Origin of the sequence: Chryseobacterium tructae (genome assembly GCF_030409875.1) — a bacterium.
GTDB classification, from domain to species: domain Bacteria; phylum Bacteroidota; class Bacteroidia; order Flavobacteriales; family Weeksellaceae; genus Chryseobacterium; species Chryseobacterium tructae.
Map to the genome: position 1 here is coordinate 4,582,870 of NZ_JAUFQR010000001.1, position 17,402 is coordinate 4,600,271.

Annotated in this window: 11 protein-coding genes and 3 pseudogenes; 3 read left to right on the forward strand and 11 right to left on the reverse strand. The window is 35.1% G+C overall.

Going from position 1 to position 17,402, the window contains the following annotated elements:
• Positions 1-25: 25 nt before the first annotated feature.
• From QWZ06_RS22800 to QWZ06_RS22820, 5 genes are all read right to left on the reverse strand, one after another.
• Positions 26-1,438 (reverse strand): inorganic phosphate transporter, encoded by a 1,413-nt coding sequence (locus tag QWZ06_RS22800; RefSeq protein ID WP_290301258.1) that lies wholly within the window; start codon positions 1,436-1,438, stop codon positions 26-28.
• Between the two features lie 391 nt (positions 1,439-1,829).
• Positions 1,830-2,717: an LLM class flavin-dependent oxidoreductase gene (locus QWZ06_RS22805; RefSeq protein ID WP_290301259.1), complete on the reverse strand. Its 888-nt coding sequence runs from the start codon at positions 2,715-2,717 to the stop codon at positions 1,830-1,832.
• Entirely contained in the window at positions 2,663-2,854 is a 192-nt protein-coding gene (locus QWZ06_RS22810; protein WP_290301260.1) for a hypothetical protein, read from the reverse strand. The genes QWZ06_RS22805 and QWZ06_RS22810 overlap by 55 nt, the downstream gene beginning before the upstream one ends.
• Positions 2,855-3,608: 754 nt before the next feature.
• The gene (locus QWZ06_RS22815) at positions 3,609-4,019 is read right to left on the reverse strand and encodes an IS110 family transposase (protein ID WP_353960027.1); all 411 of its coding nucleotides are present in this window, start codon (positions 4,017-4,019) and stop codon (positions 3,609-3,611) included.
• A 509-nt stretch (positions 4,020-4,528) separates the two neighbouring features.
• Positions 4,529-6,667 carry a S9 family peptidase gene (locus tag QWZ06_RS22820; protein ID WP_290301261.1) on the reverse strand — a complete coding sequence of 713 codons (2,139 nt, stop codon included), beginning with the start codon at positions 6,665-6,667 and terminating at the stop codon, positions 4,529-4,531.
• A gap of 348 nt (positions 6,668-7,015) precedes the next feature.
• Between QWZ06_RS22820 and QWZ06_RS22825 the strand changes: the two are divergent.
• A pseudogene (locus tag QWZ06_RS22825) lies at positions 7,016-7,527 on the forward strand (YceI family protein).
• A gap of 82 nt (positions 7,528-7,609) precedes the next feature.
• A pseudogene (gene ygiD, locus QWZ06_RS22830) lies at positions 7,610-8,436 on the forward strand (4,5-DOPA-extradiol-dioxygenase).
• 66 nt (positions 8,437-8,502) lie between these two features.
• On the opposite strand, the gene QWZ06_RS22835 reads toward ygiD, so the two are convergent.
• From QWZ06_RS22835 to hutH, 3 genes are all read right to left on the reverse strand, one after another.
• On the reverse strand, positions 8,503-9,984 hold the full coding sequence (locus QWZ06_RS22835) for a S8 family peptidase (RefSeq protein WP_290301262.1): 1,482 nt from the start codon (positions 9,982-9,984) through the stop codon (positions 8,503-8,505).
• Between the two features lie 130 nt (positions 9,985-10,114).
• Positions 10,115-10,567, reverse strand: a complete 453-nt coding sequence (locus QWZ06_RS22840) for a GNAT family N-acetyltransferase (RefSeq protein WP_290301264.1) — start codon at positions 10,565-10,567, stop codon at positions 10,115-10,117.
• A gap of 68 nt (positions 10,568-10,635) precedes the next feature.
• Entirely contained in the window at positions 10,636-12,123 is a 1,488-nt protein-coding gene (gene hutH, locus QWZ06_RS22845) for a histidine ammonia-lyase (RefSeq protein ID WP_290301265.1), read from the reverse strand.
• A gap of 225 nt (positions 12,124-12,348) precedes the next feature.
• On the opposite strand from hutH, the gene uvrC reads away from it, so the two are divergent.
• Positions 12,349-14,145, forward strand: coding sequence for an excinuclease ABC subunit UvrC (gene uvrC / locus QWZ06_RS22850; protein ID WP_290301266.1), 1,797 nt, complete (start codon positions 12,349-12,351; stop codon positions 14,143-14,145).
• A gap of 458 nt (positions 14,146-14,603) precedes the next feature.
• Here uvrC and QWZ06_RS22855 read toward each other — a convergent pair whose 3' ends face one another.
• From QWZ06_RS22855 to QWZ06_RS22865, 3 genes and pseudogenes are all read right to left on the reverse strand, one after another.
• Positions 14,604-15,311 carry a hypothetical protein gene (locus QWZ06_RS22855; RefSeq protein ID WP_290301267.1) on the reverse strand — a complete coding sequence of 236 codons (708 nt, stop codon included), beginning with the start codon at positions 15,309-15,311 and terminating at the stop codon, positions 14,604-14,606.
• A gap of 9 nt (positions 15,312-15,320) precedes the next feature.
• Positions 15,321-16,402 (reverse strand): annotated as a pseudogene (locus tag QWZ06_RS22860) (putative type IX sorting system protein PorV2).
• Positions 16,403-16,414: 12 nt separating this feature from the next.
• Complete coding sequence (locus tag QWZ06_RS22865; protein WP_290301269.1) at positions 16,415-17,293, reverse strand: DMT family transporter; 879 nt, start codon at positions 17,291-17,293, stop codon at positions 16,415-16,417.
• Positions 17,294-17,402 lie beyond the last annotated feature (109 nt).

Here is a 17,402-nt window from a genome sequence, read left to right on the forward strand (position 1 = left end):
AGATTATTGAATTAAAAATCTGTCACTAAATAAACAGATGGAAACATATAAATAACAGTAAAGATAATACAATAGAAACCGGTAAGGTCAATACCCAGGCAAGGCCAATACTTTTTAATGTACCCGAATTAAGGTTACTTTTACCTCCTGAAGCTACCATAGAACCTGCTATACCACTTGACAAAACGTGCGTGGTACTTACCGGCAATCCCAGAAATGTGCTTATACCTATAGTAGATGCTGCAACAATTTCACTGGATGCGCCCTGGGCATAATTCAAATGTTCGTTTCCTATTTTTTCACCAATGGTTACTGCAATTCTCTTCCACCCTATAGTAGTTCCAAGCCCCAGCGATACAGAGATAATAATAATTACCCATAGAGGAGCAAATTCGGTTAGCTTTTTAAGTTCCTTAATCTGGCTGGTAAGTATCGCTCTGTTGGGTTCGTCAATCACTATGGCTTTACTTTCATTCAGTTTTTTTAGAGAATCAATAAGATTGTCAACCTGTTTTCTGAATTTGTAAGTGGCCGCTTTGTCTCTTTCATTCTTATGTATCAGATTTTCTTTTACATTTTCAATGGTCAGATTCAACGTTTTAAATTCATCTGTATTTTGAGTATTATGGTTGGCTGTCGCTTGCAATGTATGTTCCGTTGTATTCAGGATAGAAATAATCTTATCGTTGGGAATATCATGATTAATTGCAAATTGAGCAGGCATAAAAGCAATCAGGATCAGCATAAAAAGACCTACTCCTTTTTGCCCGTCATTACTACCATGAAAAAAGCTTACTAAAGTACATGTTATTATTAGAATAGCTCTGATAGCCAAAGGCGGTTTGTCATTTTCAGCCGTCGGAATATGAAAGAGCGATTTATAACGTATTACATATTTAAAGAACCACATTAGCAGAACCGCTAAGCAAAATCCTACTATCGGGGATAAAATGAGTGACATACCGATTTCCTCAGCTTTATGCCAGTTTACTCCTCCTCCATAATACCAGGTAAACCCTAAGCCAGCACCAATCAAGGCACCAATCAGGGTATGAGAACTGGAACACGGTATCCCTAAATACCAGGTTCCCAGATTCCAAATGATGGAAGCCAATAAAACAGCAAGAACCAATGAGGCTCCTACAGCAACCGGCAGCGTTATGAGTGTATCCATAGGAACCAGCTTTAAGATCCCCATCGCAACAGCTATTCCTCCTGTAAAAACGCCCAGAAAATTCCAAAAGCCTGACCAAGGAATTGCAATAACCGGCTTAAGAGCTTTGGTATAAATCACAGTTGCTACAGCATTGGCTGTGTCATGAAAACCATTTACAAACTCAAAAGCCACAACAGCTATCAGGCACAGGATGAAAATAATAACAAGTCCTGTACTGAGATCCGGATCCACCGAAAAAAATAGAATATTATTTAAAAACATGGTTTTTTGTTTAAATTTTGGAGTGACTGGATTAACAGAACATCCAGAATGTTGAGGCATGAAGCAATTGAAAAAGCATCATAACGAAGATATATTGAATGATCATAGACTTTGGAACATCCAAACGACCTGCTTTGTGAAATGGAAGTAGGGGAGAAATTTTCGTTCTCAGTATGATACAGATTTTGTATCATGCGGATCATAGACAGGTCAATCATTAATAGCTATCGCTTTGTTTCATTGCTGTAAAGAAATGAAGTTTAAAAGATTACGATGTTAATAAATGATTAACTGTTTATTATATTTAAAAAAATAAGATTGCTTGAAATATAAAACAAAATAAAAAAAGGAGACCTTTTCGGGTCTCCTTAATCATTTCTATAAAATGTTATTATAATCCCTGTATAGCAGGTTTCACTTCTTTTCCGAAGAGTTCAATAGACTTCATCATGATATCATGAGCCGGATCACCAATATCCATATGTCCGATAAACCTTGTAATTCCAAAGATTTCCTTCATGTAAGCAATTTTATCTGCTACCTCAGCCGGACTTCCGATGAATAAAGCACCATCTTTACTTCTTCCGCCATCATACTGCATTTTGGTATAAGGAGCCCAACCTTTGGAAGCCCCTATCCTATCCATCTGAGATTTATAATTGTGGAAATATCCGTCTATTACATTCTGGTCGTCACTTACAAAAGTATGCGAATGGATTGCAATCTGCATTTTAGACATATCATGCCCTGCTTTTTGATATTCCTGTTTGTAGAATTCAATCAGATTTTTAAACTGAATTGGCATTCCGCCAATGATTGCTACCACTAATGGCATTCCTAATTGGGCGGCACTTAAAACAGATTGCGGAGTTCCTCCTACGGCTCTCCAGATCGAAAGCTTACCCTCATTTTTTGCTCTTGGATATACGGTCTGATTATTCATTGGAGCACGAAGCTTTCCTGACCAGGTTACATTTTCCTCAGAATTGATTTTCAATAATAAGTCCAGTTTTTCGTCAAAAAGTTCTTCATAGTCATTCAACGAATAACCATATAACGGAAACGATTCAATGAAACTTCCGCGTCCCACAAATATTTCGGCTCTTCCGTTTGAAATTAAATCCAGTGTAGAAAAGTCTTCATACACTTTTACCGGTTCTGAAGAACTCAAAACAGTTACTCCACTTGCTAATTTTATATTTTTGGTAATGCTTGCCGCTGCTGCTAATACCATTTCCGGGGAAGAAACAGCATAATCCGGACGGTGATGTTCTCCCATAGCGAAACATCTATTCCTACCTCATCCATCAATTTCACCTGCTCCAGAATTTCATGAAGCTTGGTTCCTGCATCTCTATATTTTCCTGTTGACTGATCGAAAGCTAAATCTCCGAACATTCCTATTCCTAATTCCATATTGTTGATTTTAGTTATACAAAAATACAGCTATAAAATGTGAGATGCATTGATCTTTGATAAGATCGATAATATGCTTTAAACACTGATAATTTTTTATGATGTTGGACAACACAAAGATTTCTATGTTAATAAGCAAGTATTATGAGTGTTTTTTATTGATAAAAATTCTTCTTTAGGAAAAAATGGCTGTTTTCGTTTGATTACGGCCATTATCCTATGTACTAATTTATTTCTTATAGCATTAAGAATGCTCATTTTATTTTTACCCTCTTCTACTTTTCTCAGAAAATAGGTCTTTAATTCCTTGTCTGTTCTTATACTTGCCATGGCAGATAAATGGAGCAGCTTTTTTTCAGTTTTTTTGATTCGCCATTTTTCGATACACGTTCTTTTTTTCACAATGGTTCCTGATTGATTTTTTTGAACGGAACAACTCCCGCATAACAAGCCAGATGTTTAGCGTTATCAAAACGATTTGAAGTTATTGGTAATGATGATTAAATTAAGAGCACATTGAGTTCCGATTCCAGGAATTGAGGTCAAAAAGTTCTTTGTTTTTCCTTAATCTCATCTCGGATCTCCATGAGTTCTGAAAGCTCATTTTCTATTGCTTTTTATTGACGTTGTCAGAGTTTTTTTAGCGTTTTTTTGAAAAAGGCTTGGGTCAATAGCTTAAAACACATACAAATCGTGGCTTTTTAGCTTCCCTTAATTGATTTTTCCAAAGCTGTTTTTTTGCAACAGTAAAGTATCACGGGATTTTTGCCAGTACATTCATTTGTTGTATAACTTCATCTGGTTCCTGATAAAACATTGCTTTATCATAATAACGCAGAGCATATTCTGCAATTCTTCTGGCATCTTTTCTGTCGTCTTTTCCTCTTAAATCACTTGCTGCTTTTTTGATTTTCATTGGGTGTTCTACCCAAAGAAAATACCCTAATTTTGAACAGAATTTTTCCAATGGCCGATTATAAATCCCAGTATTTTCGCAGCAAATCAAAAGATCTTCTTTTGTTATTTTTAGCATTCTTAAAATATCTTTCAAAAAAGAAGCAATTCCTTTCTCTGTGTTGGGAATAATCAACTCGCATTGGATCTTATACTCAGAATCCATTACTGCACAATCTAATTTTGATTTGGAAATATCAATTCCGATAATGTACTTTTTGTTTCATAACTTTTTTTGGGTTATCATCCACATTGAAAGTCTTGTCTAAGTCCTTGATAATAGGTCTAAAGCCTAAATTTCTATTATGACCTTACTTTCAAAGAAGCAGGGTTCATAATCTTTGCATAGGTCTAGCATCCTCTGGCGCAAACTGATTCACCCTGTTTCTTGTGGATTAATTAATACTATAAAACTAATAATGAAATCATTAAAAAAATATAGTACAAACTAAAGGACGCAAAGGAATTAAAGATTATGCTATTTTTAAGGCGTAAGAAAATCAAAGATTTTCAGCAAAAATAATGTAGATTTTTTGCCACGGATGCACGAATGAATTTATTTGTGCGTTCATGGCGATCATTTAGCAGTATACAATTTTATCGCAGATAAAATCCTTGCGCCTTAAAGCCATATTATATTAAATATTCTTTGCTCCCTTGCGCTTTCCAACACCAATACACAAACAAAAAAAATCCAACCGCAATGGCTGGATTTTGATATTATTTTTTCAGATACAAATCAAAGTAATTTGTGATTTTCTGCATTAAGTGAACTCTGTCTTTTCCGATCACATTATGCGGATGTCCCGGATAAGCAAAGTAATCTAGCTGAACTCCATTATCCACTGCTGACTTAATGAATTTAATAGAATGTTGCCATACTACGACATCATCCTGCGCTCCATGGATCATCAATAGTTTTCCTTTCAGATTCTGAACTTTATCCAGAAGATTAGCTGTGGCATATCCTTGTGGATTTTCCTGAGGGGTATCCATATATCTTTCTCCGTACATCGTCTCATACATACTCCAATCAATTACTGGCCCTCCGGCTACTCCTACTTTGAAAACGTCTGGCTTACGAAGCATGAAACTTGTTGTCATGAATCCGCCGAAGCTCCATCCATGGATACCCATTTTATCACCATCTACATATGGAAGTGATTTTAGATACTCAACTCCTTTCATTTGGTCGTTCATTTCTGTTGTTCCCAGGTTTCTGAAAACAGCCTGTTCGAACTTCATTCCACGATTAGAAGAACCTCTTCCATCCATTGTGAAAATAATATATCCGTTCTGAGCCATATATTCATACCAAAGGTTTCCTGAAGCTGGGAAGCTGTTTGTAATCAATTGCAAGTGCGGCCCATTATATAAATAAACGATCGTAGGGTATTTTTTATTAGGATCGAAATTTGTTGGCAGGATGATCTTACCATATAATGGTGTTCCATCATCAGCTTTTAATTCTACATTTTTAATTTCTGGTCTCTGATAATTTTTTAATGTATTTTCAGAAGTAAGGATATTGGTAGATTTTAAGTTGGATGTATTGATAATATTTCCTACTCTTGGAGTATTTGCATTGCTGTAAGCATCATATAGATGATTTCCATCATTGCTCAGAATCCCAAAGTGCATTCCTGCCTCAGAGTCTAGTCTCTCCATTTTGAAATTCGTCCAGTTGATCTTATATAAATGTCTTTCTAAAGGAGTTTCTTTAGTAGAAGTAAAGAAAATTTCTTTTTTCTTTTCATTAAATCCTAGGACATCAGTTACCAACCAGTCTCCTTTTGTAATCTGAGCGACTAATCCTTTCTCAAGATTGTAATGAAATAAGTGATTATATCCTGTTCTCTGACTTTGCCAGATGAAATCTGTATTTGAATTCGGGAAGAAAGTAAGCGGATGCTGTGGTTCAACATATTTGCTGTCTGTTTCTTCAAATAAGGTCTTTATCAATGTTCCTGTAACAGCATCATATTGGTTCATCTTCATATGATTCTGCCCTCTGTTTAGTACCGCTACAAAAATATATTTTGAATCCGGACTCCACGTAACAGCAGTCAGATACTTGTCTTTTTCACCATCAACCTTCAGGAATATTGTTGTCTGAGTTTTGATATTGAAAACACCTAATGTTACCTGGTGAGATGTTTGCCCAGCCATTGGATATTTGATATTATGATTGACAGCCGGTGTTACTGACCAATCAATAATCGGATAATCTGCGACCATTGTCTGATCCATTCTGTAGAATGCAACGCTTTCAGAATTTGGTGCCGGGAAAATTCCGGTATCAATTCCAAATTCATTTCTGTGAACGGTCTGACCACTAATAATATTCTCATTAGTCTCATTGGTTATGGCTATGGTTTTCCCATTTTTATTAACAAATAAATTATTCTTTGCAGTAAAAGCAAAGGTTTGTCCATCACCAAACATTTTTACGTTGGCAGCATCAAGATCAATTTTTGCTGAATTCTTTACCTTCCAGTCGTTTCCTGACTTTTCGATCCAGAACATTGTCCCATTTGTATTGAAATACCCGTTGGATGTTCCTGTAAACTTAATGGGTGGAACAGCAGTAAGTTTCTTATCTGTAAATTGTCTGTTCAGCTGTGTAAGAGATACCAGAGTATCCTGCTTATTGGTTTTTAAATCTGTAGCCAGATACCCGCCTTTTACAGATTGGATATAGGATTTTCCGTCTGCAGACCATGAAAATTGTGAAATATTTTTCACGGCAAGGTTGGTTCTCATTCCATTTACAGCCTCCGCCATTGTAAACTTCTGTGTCTGGGCAAATGCTGAGCTACCCAAAACAAGCATCAATAAAGAAAATTTATGTAATTTCATTGTATAAAATTGAATCCGTCAAAAATAAGAAATAAAAACCATCCGTTAAGAAACGTTAAAATAAAACATTCATAAAATGGAATTAATTAATTGATAGAAATTATTTCTTACCTTAATGGTAGAATTTTGTGATGTGAGTTGGGGAAACATAAAGACACAAAGTTTGTTTAAAAGAATACATTTTTAAACATAAGGATTTTATTTTCGAGAACATGGATTGGAAATTTTTATGGGAAAAATTCATCATTCTAATGAGGTTATTTCATTTCTTATCCTATATCAATGACTCATATGTGTCCTCTGTTCTAAATTTGCATCATTAATAATAACAAAAAATACAAAATTACAATGGCAACAACATGGACATTAGACCCAACGCATAGTGAAATTACTTTCAAAGTAAAACACATGATGATTTCTAACGTAAAAGGAAGCTTCAGAACTTTCACTGCTGAAATTCAATCTGAAGATGAATTCTTCGCAAACGCTAAAACTACAGCTACTATTCAGACTGATTCTGTATTCACTAATAATACAGACAGAGATAATCACTTAAAGTCTGCAGAATTTTTAATACTGAAGTTCACCCAACCATTACTTTTGAATCTCAGAACTTAAACAATGAAGTTGTTGGAAATCTTACCATCAATGGAATTACAAAACCAATAACATTGGATGTAGATTTCGGAGGAATCAATGTAGATCCATGGGGAAATACAAAAGCAGGTTTCTCTTTTGAAGGAAAAATCAGCAGAAAAGATTTCGGATTAAACTGGAATGCAGCTCTTGAAGCAGGAGGTGTAATGGTAAGTGATGATGTAAAAATCGCTGGAGAATTACAGTTTGTAAAACAAGCTTAATTTAAAACATACTTTATAAAGGGTTCAGGGATTTTTACTAAAAAGCCTTGAACCTTTTCTTTTTTATTAATATTCAAGAATTATGAACCTCAACGATCTTCAAAATATAAGCGAAAGTTTCAAGAACACACAAAAAATGCCTGTCTTATTCCTTGGACATGGTTCACCGATGAATGCTATTGAAGAAAACCAATTTGTACAAGGATTCAGAAAAATAGCCACGGAAATTCCGAGGCCTAATGCTATCTTATGTATTTCTGCGCATTGGTATACTCCAGGGACTTTTGTTACTGCTATGGAAATGCCTAAAACAATTCATGATTTTTATGGGTTTCCTAAAGAATTGTTTGACGTACAATATCCTGCTCCCGGAAGTCCGGAACTGGCTAAAGAAGCTGCTGAGCTTTGCTTCCTGTAGAAGTGGAAGAAGATCACAATTGGGGACTTGATCATGGAGCATGGTCGGTGATCAGACATTTATATCCTGATGCAGATATTCCGGTGATTCAATTAAGCATCGATTATACCAAACCTCCACAGTATCACTATGACCTTGCTAAAAGATTGAATAAGCTGCGTGAAAAAGGAATCCTCATCATCGGCAGTGGAAATATTGTTCATAACTTACGTATGATTGACTGGAAAAATATCAATACCGTAGGTGCCGGCTGGGATTGGGCAATAGAAGCTCGGGAGAAAACCAACAATTGGCTCTTGGATGGTAATTTCCAGAATATTATTGATTATCACAAACAGGGAACATCTTTACAGTATGCTGTTCCTACTCCGGATCATTACCTTCCTTTACTCTATACCTTGGGTTTGAAAAATCAATCTGAAGAACTCAAATTATTTAATGACGAATTGATTGGCGGCTCATTAAGTATGACAAGTGTAAGGATTGGATAACATATATGACAAAAAAAGGAAACACCTCAGATGAGATGCTTCCTTTTCTTTTTATAATTGTATTATTTATTGTACAGCCTTTAAAACATTGATATTTCCGTACCCATAGCTTGAATTGACATTTGGATAATAGGTTGCTGATTGTCTCATTTTATTAAGAACCTGATCTCTTGTCCATGATGGATTTTTAGCCCAAACCAAAGCTGCTATTCCAGCGGTTGCAGCAGTTGCTACTGAAGACCCCCCTACATAATCAGCCTGCCCATTGTAATAACTTAAAACGGGAACCGTATTTCCTGATGCTCTTTCCATCTGGAAAGTAAAATCAATCTGGCTTCCCGAGTGGCAAACATTACATTTTTGGTCGGAAGTTCCTTCTTTCACTCCTGTTATGGCCTGAGTTTCTGACATTGAAGCAGGGAAAATAACGCCAACAAAATTCGTAAAGCTTGTAGATGTTCCTCCTGCGCAGAAAATCAGTTTTCCTCTGGCATAGGCATATTTCACACCATCTTCAATCTTTCCTACTGAAAAAATATGTCCCATAGACATAGAAATGATCTTTACATTGGTATTATTCCCTAGTTCTGTAAATGCAGTTTTCACTCCATTTTGCTCACTTGAAGTTTCCAATACAACGTTTTCAGCAGCACGATAAGCAATAAGATTAGCATTATAAGCAACCCCTACCGGAAGTCCCGCATTGTTTCTAGGAGCAGTCATTACAGAAGCCATTTTGGTTCCGTGTCCACACTGATCTGCTGAACCATCTGAGTTATAAATACCAAACTTAGTGATTGTTCTTCCTGATGAAGCTCCGTTATTAAAACTAGAACCCAATAAAGACTGATCTGGAGAAACTCCTGTATCAATAAGACCGATAGTAACTCCTGCTCCTGTACTGTAGTTCCAGGCATCAGGAATATTGTGTTTGGCAAATGCCCATGGAATTTTTGCACTGGGTGTGGTAGATGTATAATCTACAGCACTTAGAGTGGCCGTAGAAAAGCCACATCCTGAAGAACCACTCCCTGAGGATTTTGAAGTAGTATTGTAGTTCGTCTCATTTTCAAAATAATGATAGTCTGCAGGTTCTACATATCGGATGTTCTTCATTTGACGAAGCGCTACAAGCGTTTCTTCTTTTTCGATGGTAACATCCATCTGATTAAGATATTTATCCGAATTCAGAAGAAATCTAGCCGACCCTCTTCCTTCAGATTTTTCAATGACATTTAAAATCTCATTCTCCATTTCTTTGTTATCCTGAGATTTACTTCTGTCAAAATCATCTTTGGATGAACCAAATCCAATAGATACCATTCTGTTTCCACGAAAAATAGCACTCCAAAGGAAATGATCAGATTCATTCTTCCAATTGAAAGTACCATCTTTTTTAATGGCTTCATTGATCCTTTCATTGACCTGCTTGGCTGTCAGAGGATCTTTCTGAACCATTCCAATGGTGGGATTTTCATTACGAAGTTCTTCCTGCGTACAGGAATTTAAAGCAAAAAATAATGCTAGGAAAAATACACTTTTTTTCATATGTTATAATTTTGATTGGAATCACAATATAACACTTTAACGAGAATTAAAAGCTTTTAAAAAATGAATTTAGCATTATATGAATATTAATTTTATGGATTACACTATGATATAATCAAATAAATACATTTTAAAATATTAAATCTTTTTCAAAGCATACACTGCTCTCAACATCTACATACTGTCCATAATTAGGTATCCTTTGAAATCCACTTTTTTCATAAACGGAAATTGCATTCGTTAAATCCTGGGAAGTTTCAAGAATTGCTTTTTTATATCCTAAATCTTTGGCCCAGATTTCCAGTTCTTTAACAATAGCAGAACCTAATCCGCGTTTTCTGTATTCAGGATGGGTAAACATTCTTTTGATCTCAACAGTGCCTTCTGAAAATTCTTTAAAAGCTCCACATGCTGCCGGAACTTCATCGATGTAAACAACAATACAATTATTAATCATATCGATTTTATTATACTGAGCAAAGAATGTATTATCATCACCATTATGCTCTGCAAGGTTCGCATCAAGATATTTTACCAAAGTTTGGAAATCTAAAGAGCGAGAATCGGTTCTATGTATAGTCATATTTTTATATTAAAAGATTGGTGGAAATAAAAAAGCTCCCTTTCGGAAGCTTTTCATTTTTATTTTTATTAGTTTACAACAAACTTTCTTTCTTTGATCAGCTCAGCAATGGCCAGCATATCCTGTCCTATCAATCTGTCGTCTTCAAGCTTATCAACTTTGGAACGAAGAATGGCAACATTCTCTTCAATAATTTTAGAACATTTTGATGGTCTTCTGAATTCTAATCCCTGAGCAGCAAACATTAATTCAACGGAAAGAATATTAACCAGATTTCCAAGAACCTGATTGAACTTTCTTCCGGAAATACTCCCCATAGAAACGTGATCTTCCTGTCCTAAACTTGTAGGAATAGAGTCTGCAGATGCCGGGAAACATAATGTTTTATTCTCTGTTACCAAAGCGGCAGAAGTATATTGAGGAATCATAAATCCTGAATTTAATCCTGAGCTTTCCGTTAATAATCTTGGAAGACCATATTTCCCTTCCAATAATAAGTAACTTCTTCTATCTGAAATATTTCCTAATTCGGCTGCGGCAAGGGTTGCATAATCTAAAGGTAAAGCCATTAGCTGACCATGGAAATTTCCTCCTGAAATAGATTCTTCAGCACTTAATACAATCGGGTTATCAGTTACAGAATTCAATTCTGTTTCTGCCATGCTTTTAAGATGCTCAAAGGCATTTCTGCTCGCACCATGAACTTGTGGTACACATCTCATAGAGTAAGGATCCTGAACCCTCTCACAGTCTTCATGAGCTTTCATATTCTCAGATCCTTTCAGGAACTTAAGCATTCTTGCTGCCACCTTCTTACTTCCTTCAAACGGTCTGATTTCATGAAGTTCTTTTTTGAATGGGCTTGCAGATCCTCTGTAGGCTTCAATACTCATTGCAGCCGTCATATCAGCAAGATCCAACAAATATTCAAATTTCTCTAATCCTTTAATGGAATGTGCCAGAATAAACTGTGTTCCATTAATTAATCCCAATCCTTCTTTTGGCCCTAAAGTCAATGGATCAAGGTTATGCTTTTCTAATACTTCCATAGTATCAGAAACTTGATCACCATTCCAAACCTGTCCAAGACCTAATAAAGGTAAAACCAGGTGAGCTAAAGGTGCCAAATCTCCTGACGCCCCTACAGAGCCTTGCTCCGGAACTACAGGAATGATATCTTTTTCAAGCATCAGTATCATTCGCTCAATAACATCCAAAGAAACTCCGGAAAATCCTTTTGATAAAGCATGAACTTTAGCAATCATCATGATTTTTGAAAGTTCCTTTTCAATTGGTTTTCCTACTCCTACTGCATGGGAGATAATCAGGTTATATTGTAATTGAGCGGTTTCATCCGCAGATATTTTGGTATCGCAGAGTGGCCCGAAGCCTGTATTAATCCCATATACACATCTATCGGACTCTACAATTTGCTGTACGTTCTTTTGAGATTTTAAAATTTGGTCTTTGGCTGCTTTATTCAGCTTGGCTTTATTAGGTTTTTTACATATTTCCAGAACATCATGGAAAGTAAAAACATCTACTCCGTATATCATTTCTAAAAAATTTTCTTAAAATTACGCATTTTGCAATAATTGGAGAAACTCAATTTCATCGTTTTATCTTTTTATCTGAATTGGTGAATTAATTTGTTATTTTAATCGCCGAAATTAAAAACTATTATACATAAGACTAATAGCATTCAAACCCAAATTTTAAAACTCATAGAGCATACTGCAGGTTTTTTCTTTTTAAATAGAAAGATTCCTTAATTTTGTTATATGAATCCTTCTTTAGAATTACAGCTCAAAACTTTACCTTCGGAACCTGGTGTTTATCGTTATTATGATAAAAACGAGCAGCTATTGTATGTAGGAAAAGCTAAAAACTTAAAGAAGAGGGTTCTCTCCTACTTCAATAAAAATCTTTCAGGATACAGGATCAAAATTATGGTCAGTAAGATCCAACGTTTGGAAACAACGATTGTAAACAGTGAATATGATGCTCTTTTGTTGGAAAATAACCTGATCAAAGAACATCAACCATTTTACAATGTCATGCTGAAAGATGACAAGACTTATCCTTGGATCTGTATTAAAAATGAAGATTTTCCCCGTATTTTTTTAACCAGAAATGTGATTAAAGATGGTTCGGAATATTATGGGCCTTATGCCAAGGTACGTCCGGCAAAGATATTACTGGATACCATTAAACATATTTATAAACTCAGAACATGCAATCTGAATCTTTCTCCTGCTAAAATTGCAGATGGCAAATATAAAGTCTGTCTGGAATATCATATTAAAAACTGTGAAGGACCTTGTGAAGATCTTGAAAGCAAAGAAGAATATGACGAAAAAATAGATGCCATCCGTGGAATCATCAAAGGAGATTTCCGAAAGGCAAAAGAATATCTGGTGAATCAGATGATGAAATTGGCTTCCGACCTTCATTTTGAAGAAGCTCAGATTATTAAAGAAAGACTAGATATTCTGGAAGATTATCAGGCTAAGAACACTGTAGTCAATCCAAATATTGATGATGTGGATGTTTTTGGTATGACCAGTGATGAAACGGCTGCTTATGTCAATTTCTTTAAAATAAGAAATGGAAATATCATTCAGAGTTTCACTACCGAGATCAAAAAGATCCTTGAAGAAACTGATGAGGATATTATGGAAGAAGCACTCATTGAAATCCGACAGAAATTTAGTTCTGATTCCAAAGAGGTGTTACTTCCTTTTCACCTGTCAGTAGAAATTCCGAATGTTAAACTTATTGTTCCTAAAGTTGGAGATAAGAAAAGAATCGTGGAGCTTTCTGAAAAAAATGCCAAAGAATATCGTCTGGAAAAATTAAAACAAGTTCAGATTGTTGATCCGGAAAGACATACCAACAGAATCATGGCTGAAATGCAGAAGCTTCTGAGAATGCCTGTAGAGCCGAGACATATTGAAGGATTCGATAACTCGAACATCCAGGGAACCAATCCGGTTTCTGCCTGCGTAGTTTTTAAAGATGGTAAGCCCAGCAAGGCAGATTATAGAATCTTCCACCCTAAAACGGTAGAAGGGCCGAACGACTTTGCAACAATGGAGGAAGTCATTTACCGTCGATATAAAAGAATGTTGGACGAAGGGGAAAACCTGCCGCAACTTATTCTTATTGATGGTGGAAAAGGACAATTATCTTCTGCAGTCAAAAGCCTTAGATTATTAGGATTGTACGGAAAAATCACCATCGTAGGGATTGCCAAAAGGCTGGAGGAAATCTTCTTCCCGGAAGATCCTATCCCTTTGTATCTTGACAAGAAATCTGAGACTTTAAAGATCCTGCAAAGAGTAAGGGATGAAGCTCACCGATTTGGAGTAAAACATCACAGAACAAGAAGAAAAAACTCAACTATCAAATCAGAGTTGGAGGAAATTCCTGGTGTAGGAGAAAAAACCATCGAATTATTGTTGTCTAAACTTAAATCTGTAAAAAGAATCAAAGAAGCCAATCAGGAAACGCTTGAAGAGATCTTGGGTAAAAGTAAAGCAAAAGTGATTTGGGAGTTTTTCAATAGCAATAGCTAATTGCATCCACTACATTAATCTATTTTTTACAAATAAAATGAAGCTTTTTATAAAAATTTCATCGACTACCCCATTCTCCCAAAAAGAGACATAAATCACCAAAACCACCACAACACTTAATTACGATTAACAAAAATTAAATATATTTAAAAAATAACATAAATAATATCATTATTTATAGATTTTTCGTAAATTAGTTTTGTTAATCAAAAACAATAATACCATGAAAAAAATTCTCATTCTGTAAATGATATCTATTTATCATTTACATATAGCAGTACTCTACTTTATTATTTTTCATCATCGCTTTCATGTAATTGATACTAATATCCATTTGGTCAAAATGGTTACAGGATGGAATATTTTCTACAAATCATAAAAAACACATCAACATATTCAATAAAAAATAAGCTCTTTTTCAAGAGCTTATTTTAATATGCAGATAAAAATCTAATAATTTATTTTTGGGTAAAGACTTCTTTTGAGTATGTTCCGTCAGCTTGCGGAATATCAATAACAATATTTCCATTTTCAAAATAACCAGTTGTCATTGTACTTGTATTATCTGAAAGTTTTACCATAAACACTTCTTTTTTTGAAGTTGTTTTAAAAATAGCAAATGGCACAGAGCTGCCTGATTTTGCTAAAATAAACTGATTGGCATCAATCTGTATCTTCTGTACATCAATCTTCCCATTAGAATAATTAGCTCCCTCGTTTGAAGTTACCGATGGAGTTTGAGAAACAGAATTCTGAACAGGATTAGAGACTCCAACATTCTTTAAGGCAACTTTCAAAGCATCTGCCAACCCTTCTTCAAATTCTTTTATATCTGAGCTTCCTTTTGACTCAAGAACTGTTTTATTGTTACAGTCTTTAAACTCAAGAACTAATTTATTTGTAAAAAAGCTTTTAACACTTACTACATTAGCATTCAAAACATTACAATGGTTATCTTTAGCTTCCCATGGCCACTGGTCTTTACTTGTAGGCAATACTGCATACTTCTTGCTTTTTAATGCTTTTGTTAAAACATCCTCTAAACCGTAATCTCCCTTAAAGGTTGTAAACCTATCAGGAACAGATACATATTTGTAATCTGAAACTTTCTGTCCGAAAACAGCCGTTGAGCAAATAGCCAACATCAACATTGATAACTTTTTCATATCCTCGTTTTAATCATTTCTGAAGGCTCCCATATCCAGCTTAAGTGAGAAGAAGTTGGAATAGAAATTAGATCCACCAATCCCTGAATTTGTAATCGCATAATCCAGAGTTAGTCCTCTATATCTAATTCCAATCCCTGCACTAGGCTGGAAAGAAACTTTTCTTTTTAAATCTTCTATATCGGTAATAGATTGGAATCTGTTGATCCCTAATCTTACAAAAATCATTTTCTGATATCCTAGTTCAGCTCCAGCATAAGGGCTGATACTCGCAAAATCAGTAGAAATAAGAGAAGCAGTCTTCGCAAAATCTACGTTGATTCCTGCTTCTGGCAATACATAAACACTGCTATTGATTTCAAATAGCTTACTCGCCCCTACATTCAGCTTAGGCATTGTAAGTTCCAATTTATCCTTTGGTGCCGGGTTGAATTCTTCTCCATTAACTACCGTTGATAATTCTTTCTGGTTGATACTCCAAAAGTTGACTGTAGTGGTTATATCTCGTACCATTCCTCCGAATTTCCATCCGTTTTCCCCTTTATAAATAGCCCCTACATCAAAACCGAAACCATATCCATTGGCAAATTTACCTACATTTCTATAAACAATCTTGGCATTCACCCCTACATCCAAGTTTGGATTTCCACCAGGACGGAATGCATAAGAAGGATAGCTGCATAATCAGACTGAGAGAATTTTGTGATTTTATCATAATCAATATTCCCTTCAGCATCAATCATCTGAGTTGTATTTAAAATATTATCTACTCCAAGCCTTACTACCGACACTCCAAAAACACCTTCTTCCATTACTCTGGCATAGGCTAAATAGTCATATTTTGCAATAGATTCAAAGTATTCGGCGTGCATTGCTGCTCCCTGCCAGTCTTTCTCAATAGACATCAAACCTGCCGGGTTCCACATAGGAGAATACACATCATCCTGATTGGATATTACAGCACCACCCATTGCCAGCCCTCGGGCACCTGCTCCGATATTTAAGAATTCATTGGAATACTTCCTGATAATCTGAGATTGGGACAGCCCATAGAGCAGTGAAAATGCGAGTAAAAAATATTTTTTCATCATATAAAATTGATGCTAGTTAAAGTTTTTAGTTTTTCTGGCCTTTATTAATCCATTCGCTATGATAGCCAGTATCATAACTCCTGAGGCAATATAAAATATAGGGCTCATATGTTCTGATTCCCCAAAGATAAAAAAAGCTAGTATAATTCCGTAAACAGGTTCCAAATTAACTGTTAAAATTAAAGTAAAAGGAGATATATACTTCATTAATTTTACTGATTCAAGCATCGGGAAAGCAGTAAAAACACTTGCTAACAAGCATATTAACGCGAGATCACGATAGTTTATTTCATTCATTTGAAAAATTTGGCCTGAAAACAAATAAAATAACATTAAAATAAACCAACCAGAGAATATTTCATAAAATATAATATTGCCGGAACTTGTCTTTCCAAACATTTTACCATTAAAAACAGAAAATATTGTCCCAAAAATAGCACAGAAAACACCATATATGATCCCTTCCTTATATTGAAACTCTGTTTTGAAGATCAATAGAATGCAGGCTACAATCACCACTCCCATCACTACTTCTGAAATATCTATCTTTCGTTTAAAGATCACAGGTTCCAAAATTGAGGCAAAGAGTGTTGATAGTGATAAACAACTTAACGCAATGGATACATTGGAAACTTTAATTGAAAAAAAGAAGCAATACCAGTGAAGTGCCATAGCAAAGCCTATTGCCGCCAATTGGAAAAATATTTTTTTTGAAACTTTTATACTTTCCTTTTTATATATTCTGATAAATGCAAAAAGAAAAATTGCAGCAAACAGCATTCTGTAAAAAACAAGAATCTGAGCATTCGCATCAATCAGTTTTCCTAAAATTGCAGTGAATCCCCATAAAAATACTATTAAGTGCAATCTGAAAAGCGCTAATTTATGCATAACCTACCTTCTTTAAAATTTTAACAGGCAAATTTACAAATAGGCTTTTATAAATCTTATAAAAAATATAAATTTACGTTAATAAAAAAATGAAAAATAAGGTTTTTAA

Coding starts and splice junctions, on each gene's coding strand:
- QWZ06_RS22865 (WP_290301269.1), bottom strand. CDS start 17,293: ATGCATAAATTAGCGCTTTTCAGATTGCACTTAATAGTATTTTTATGG.
- QWZ06_RS22820 (WP_290301261.1), bottom strand. CDS start 6,667: ATGAAATTACATAAATTTTCTTTATTGATGCTTGTTTTGGGTAGCTCA.
- hutH (WP_290301265.1), bottom strand. CDS start 12,123: ATGATATACGGAGTAGATGTTTTTACTTTCCATGATGTTCTGGAAATA.
- QWZ06_RS22835 (WP_290301262.1), bottom strand. CDS start 9,984: ATGAAAAAAAGTGTATTTTTCCTAGCATTATTTTTTGCTTTAAATTCC.
- QWZ06_RS22855 (WP_290301267.1), bottom strand. CDS start 15,311: ATGAAAAAGTTATCAATGTTGATGTTGGCTATTTGCTCAACGGCTGTT.
- uvrC (WP_290301266.1), top strand. CDS start 12,349: ATGAATCCTTCTTTAGAATTACAGCTCAAAACTTTACCTTCGGAACCT.
- QWZ06_RS22810 (WP_290301260.1), bottom strand. CDS start 2,854: ATGGAATTAGGAATAGGAATGTTCGGAGATTTAGCTTTCGATCAGTCA.
- QWZ06_RS22800 (WP_290301258.1), bottom strand. CDS start 1,438: ATGTTTTTAAATAATATTCTATTTTTTTCGGTGGATCCGGATCTCAGT.
- QWZ06_RS22840 (WP_290301264.1), bottom strand. CDS start 10,567: ATGACTATACATAGAACCGATTCTCGCTCTTTAGATTTCCAAACTTTG.
- QWZ06_RS22805 (WP_290301259.1), bottom strand. CDS start 2,717: ATGGGAGAACATCACCGTCCGGATTATGCTGTTTCTTCCCCGGAAATG.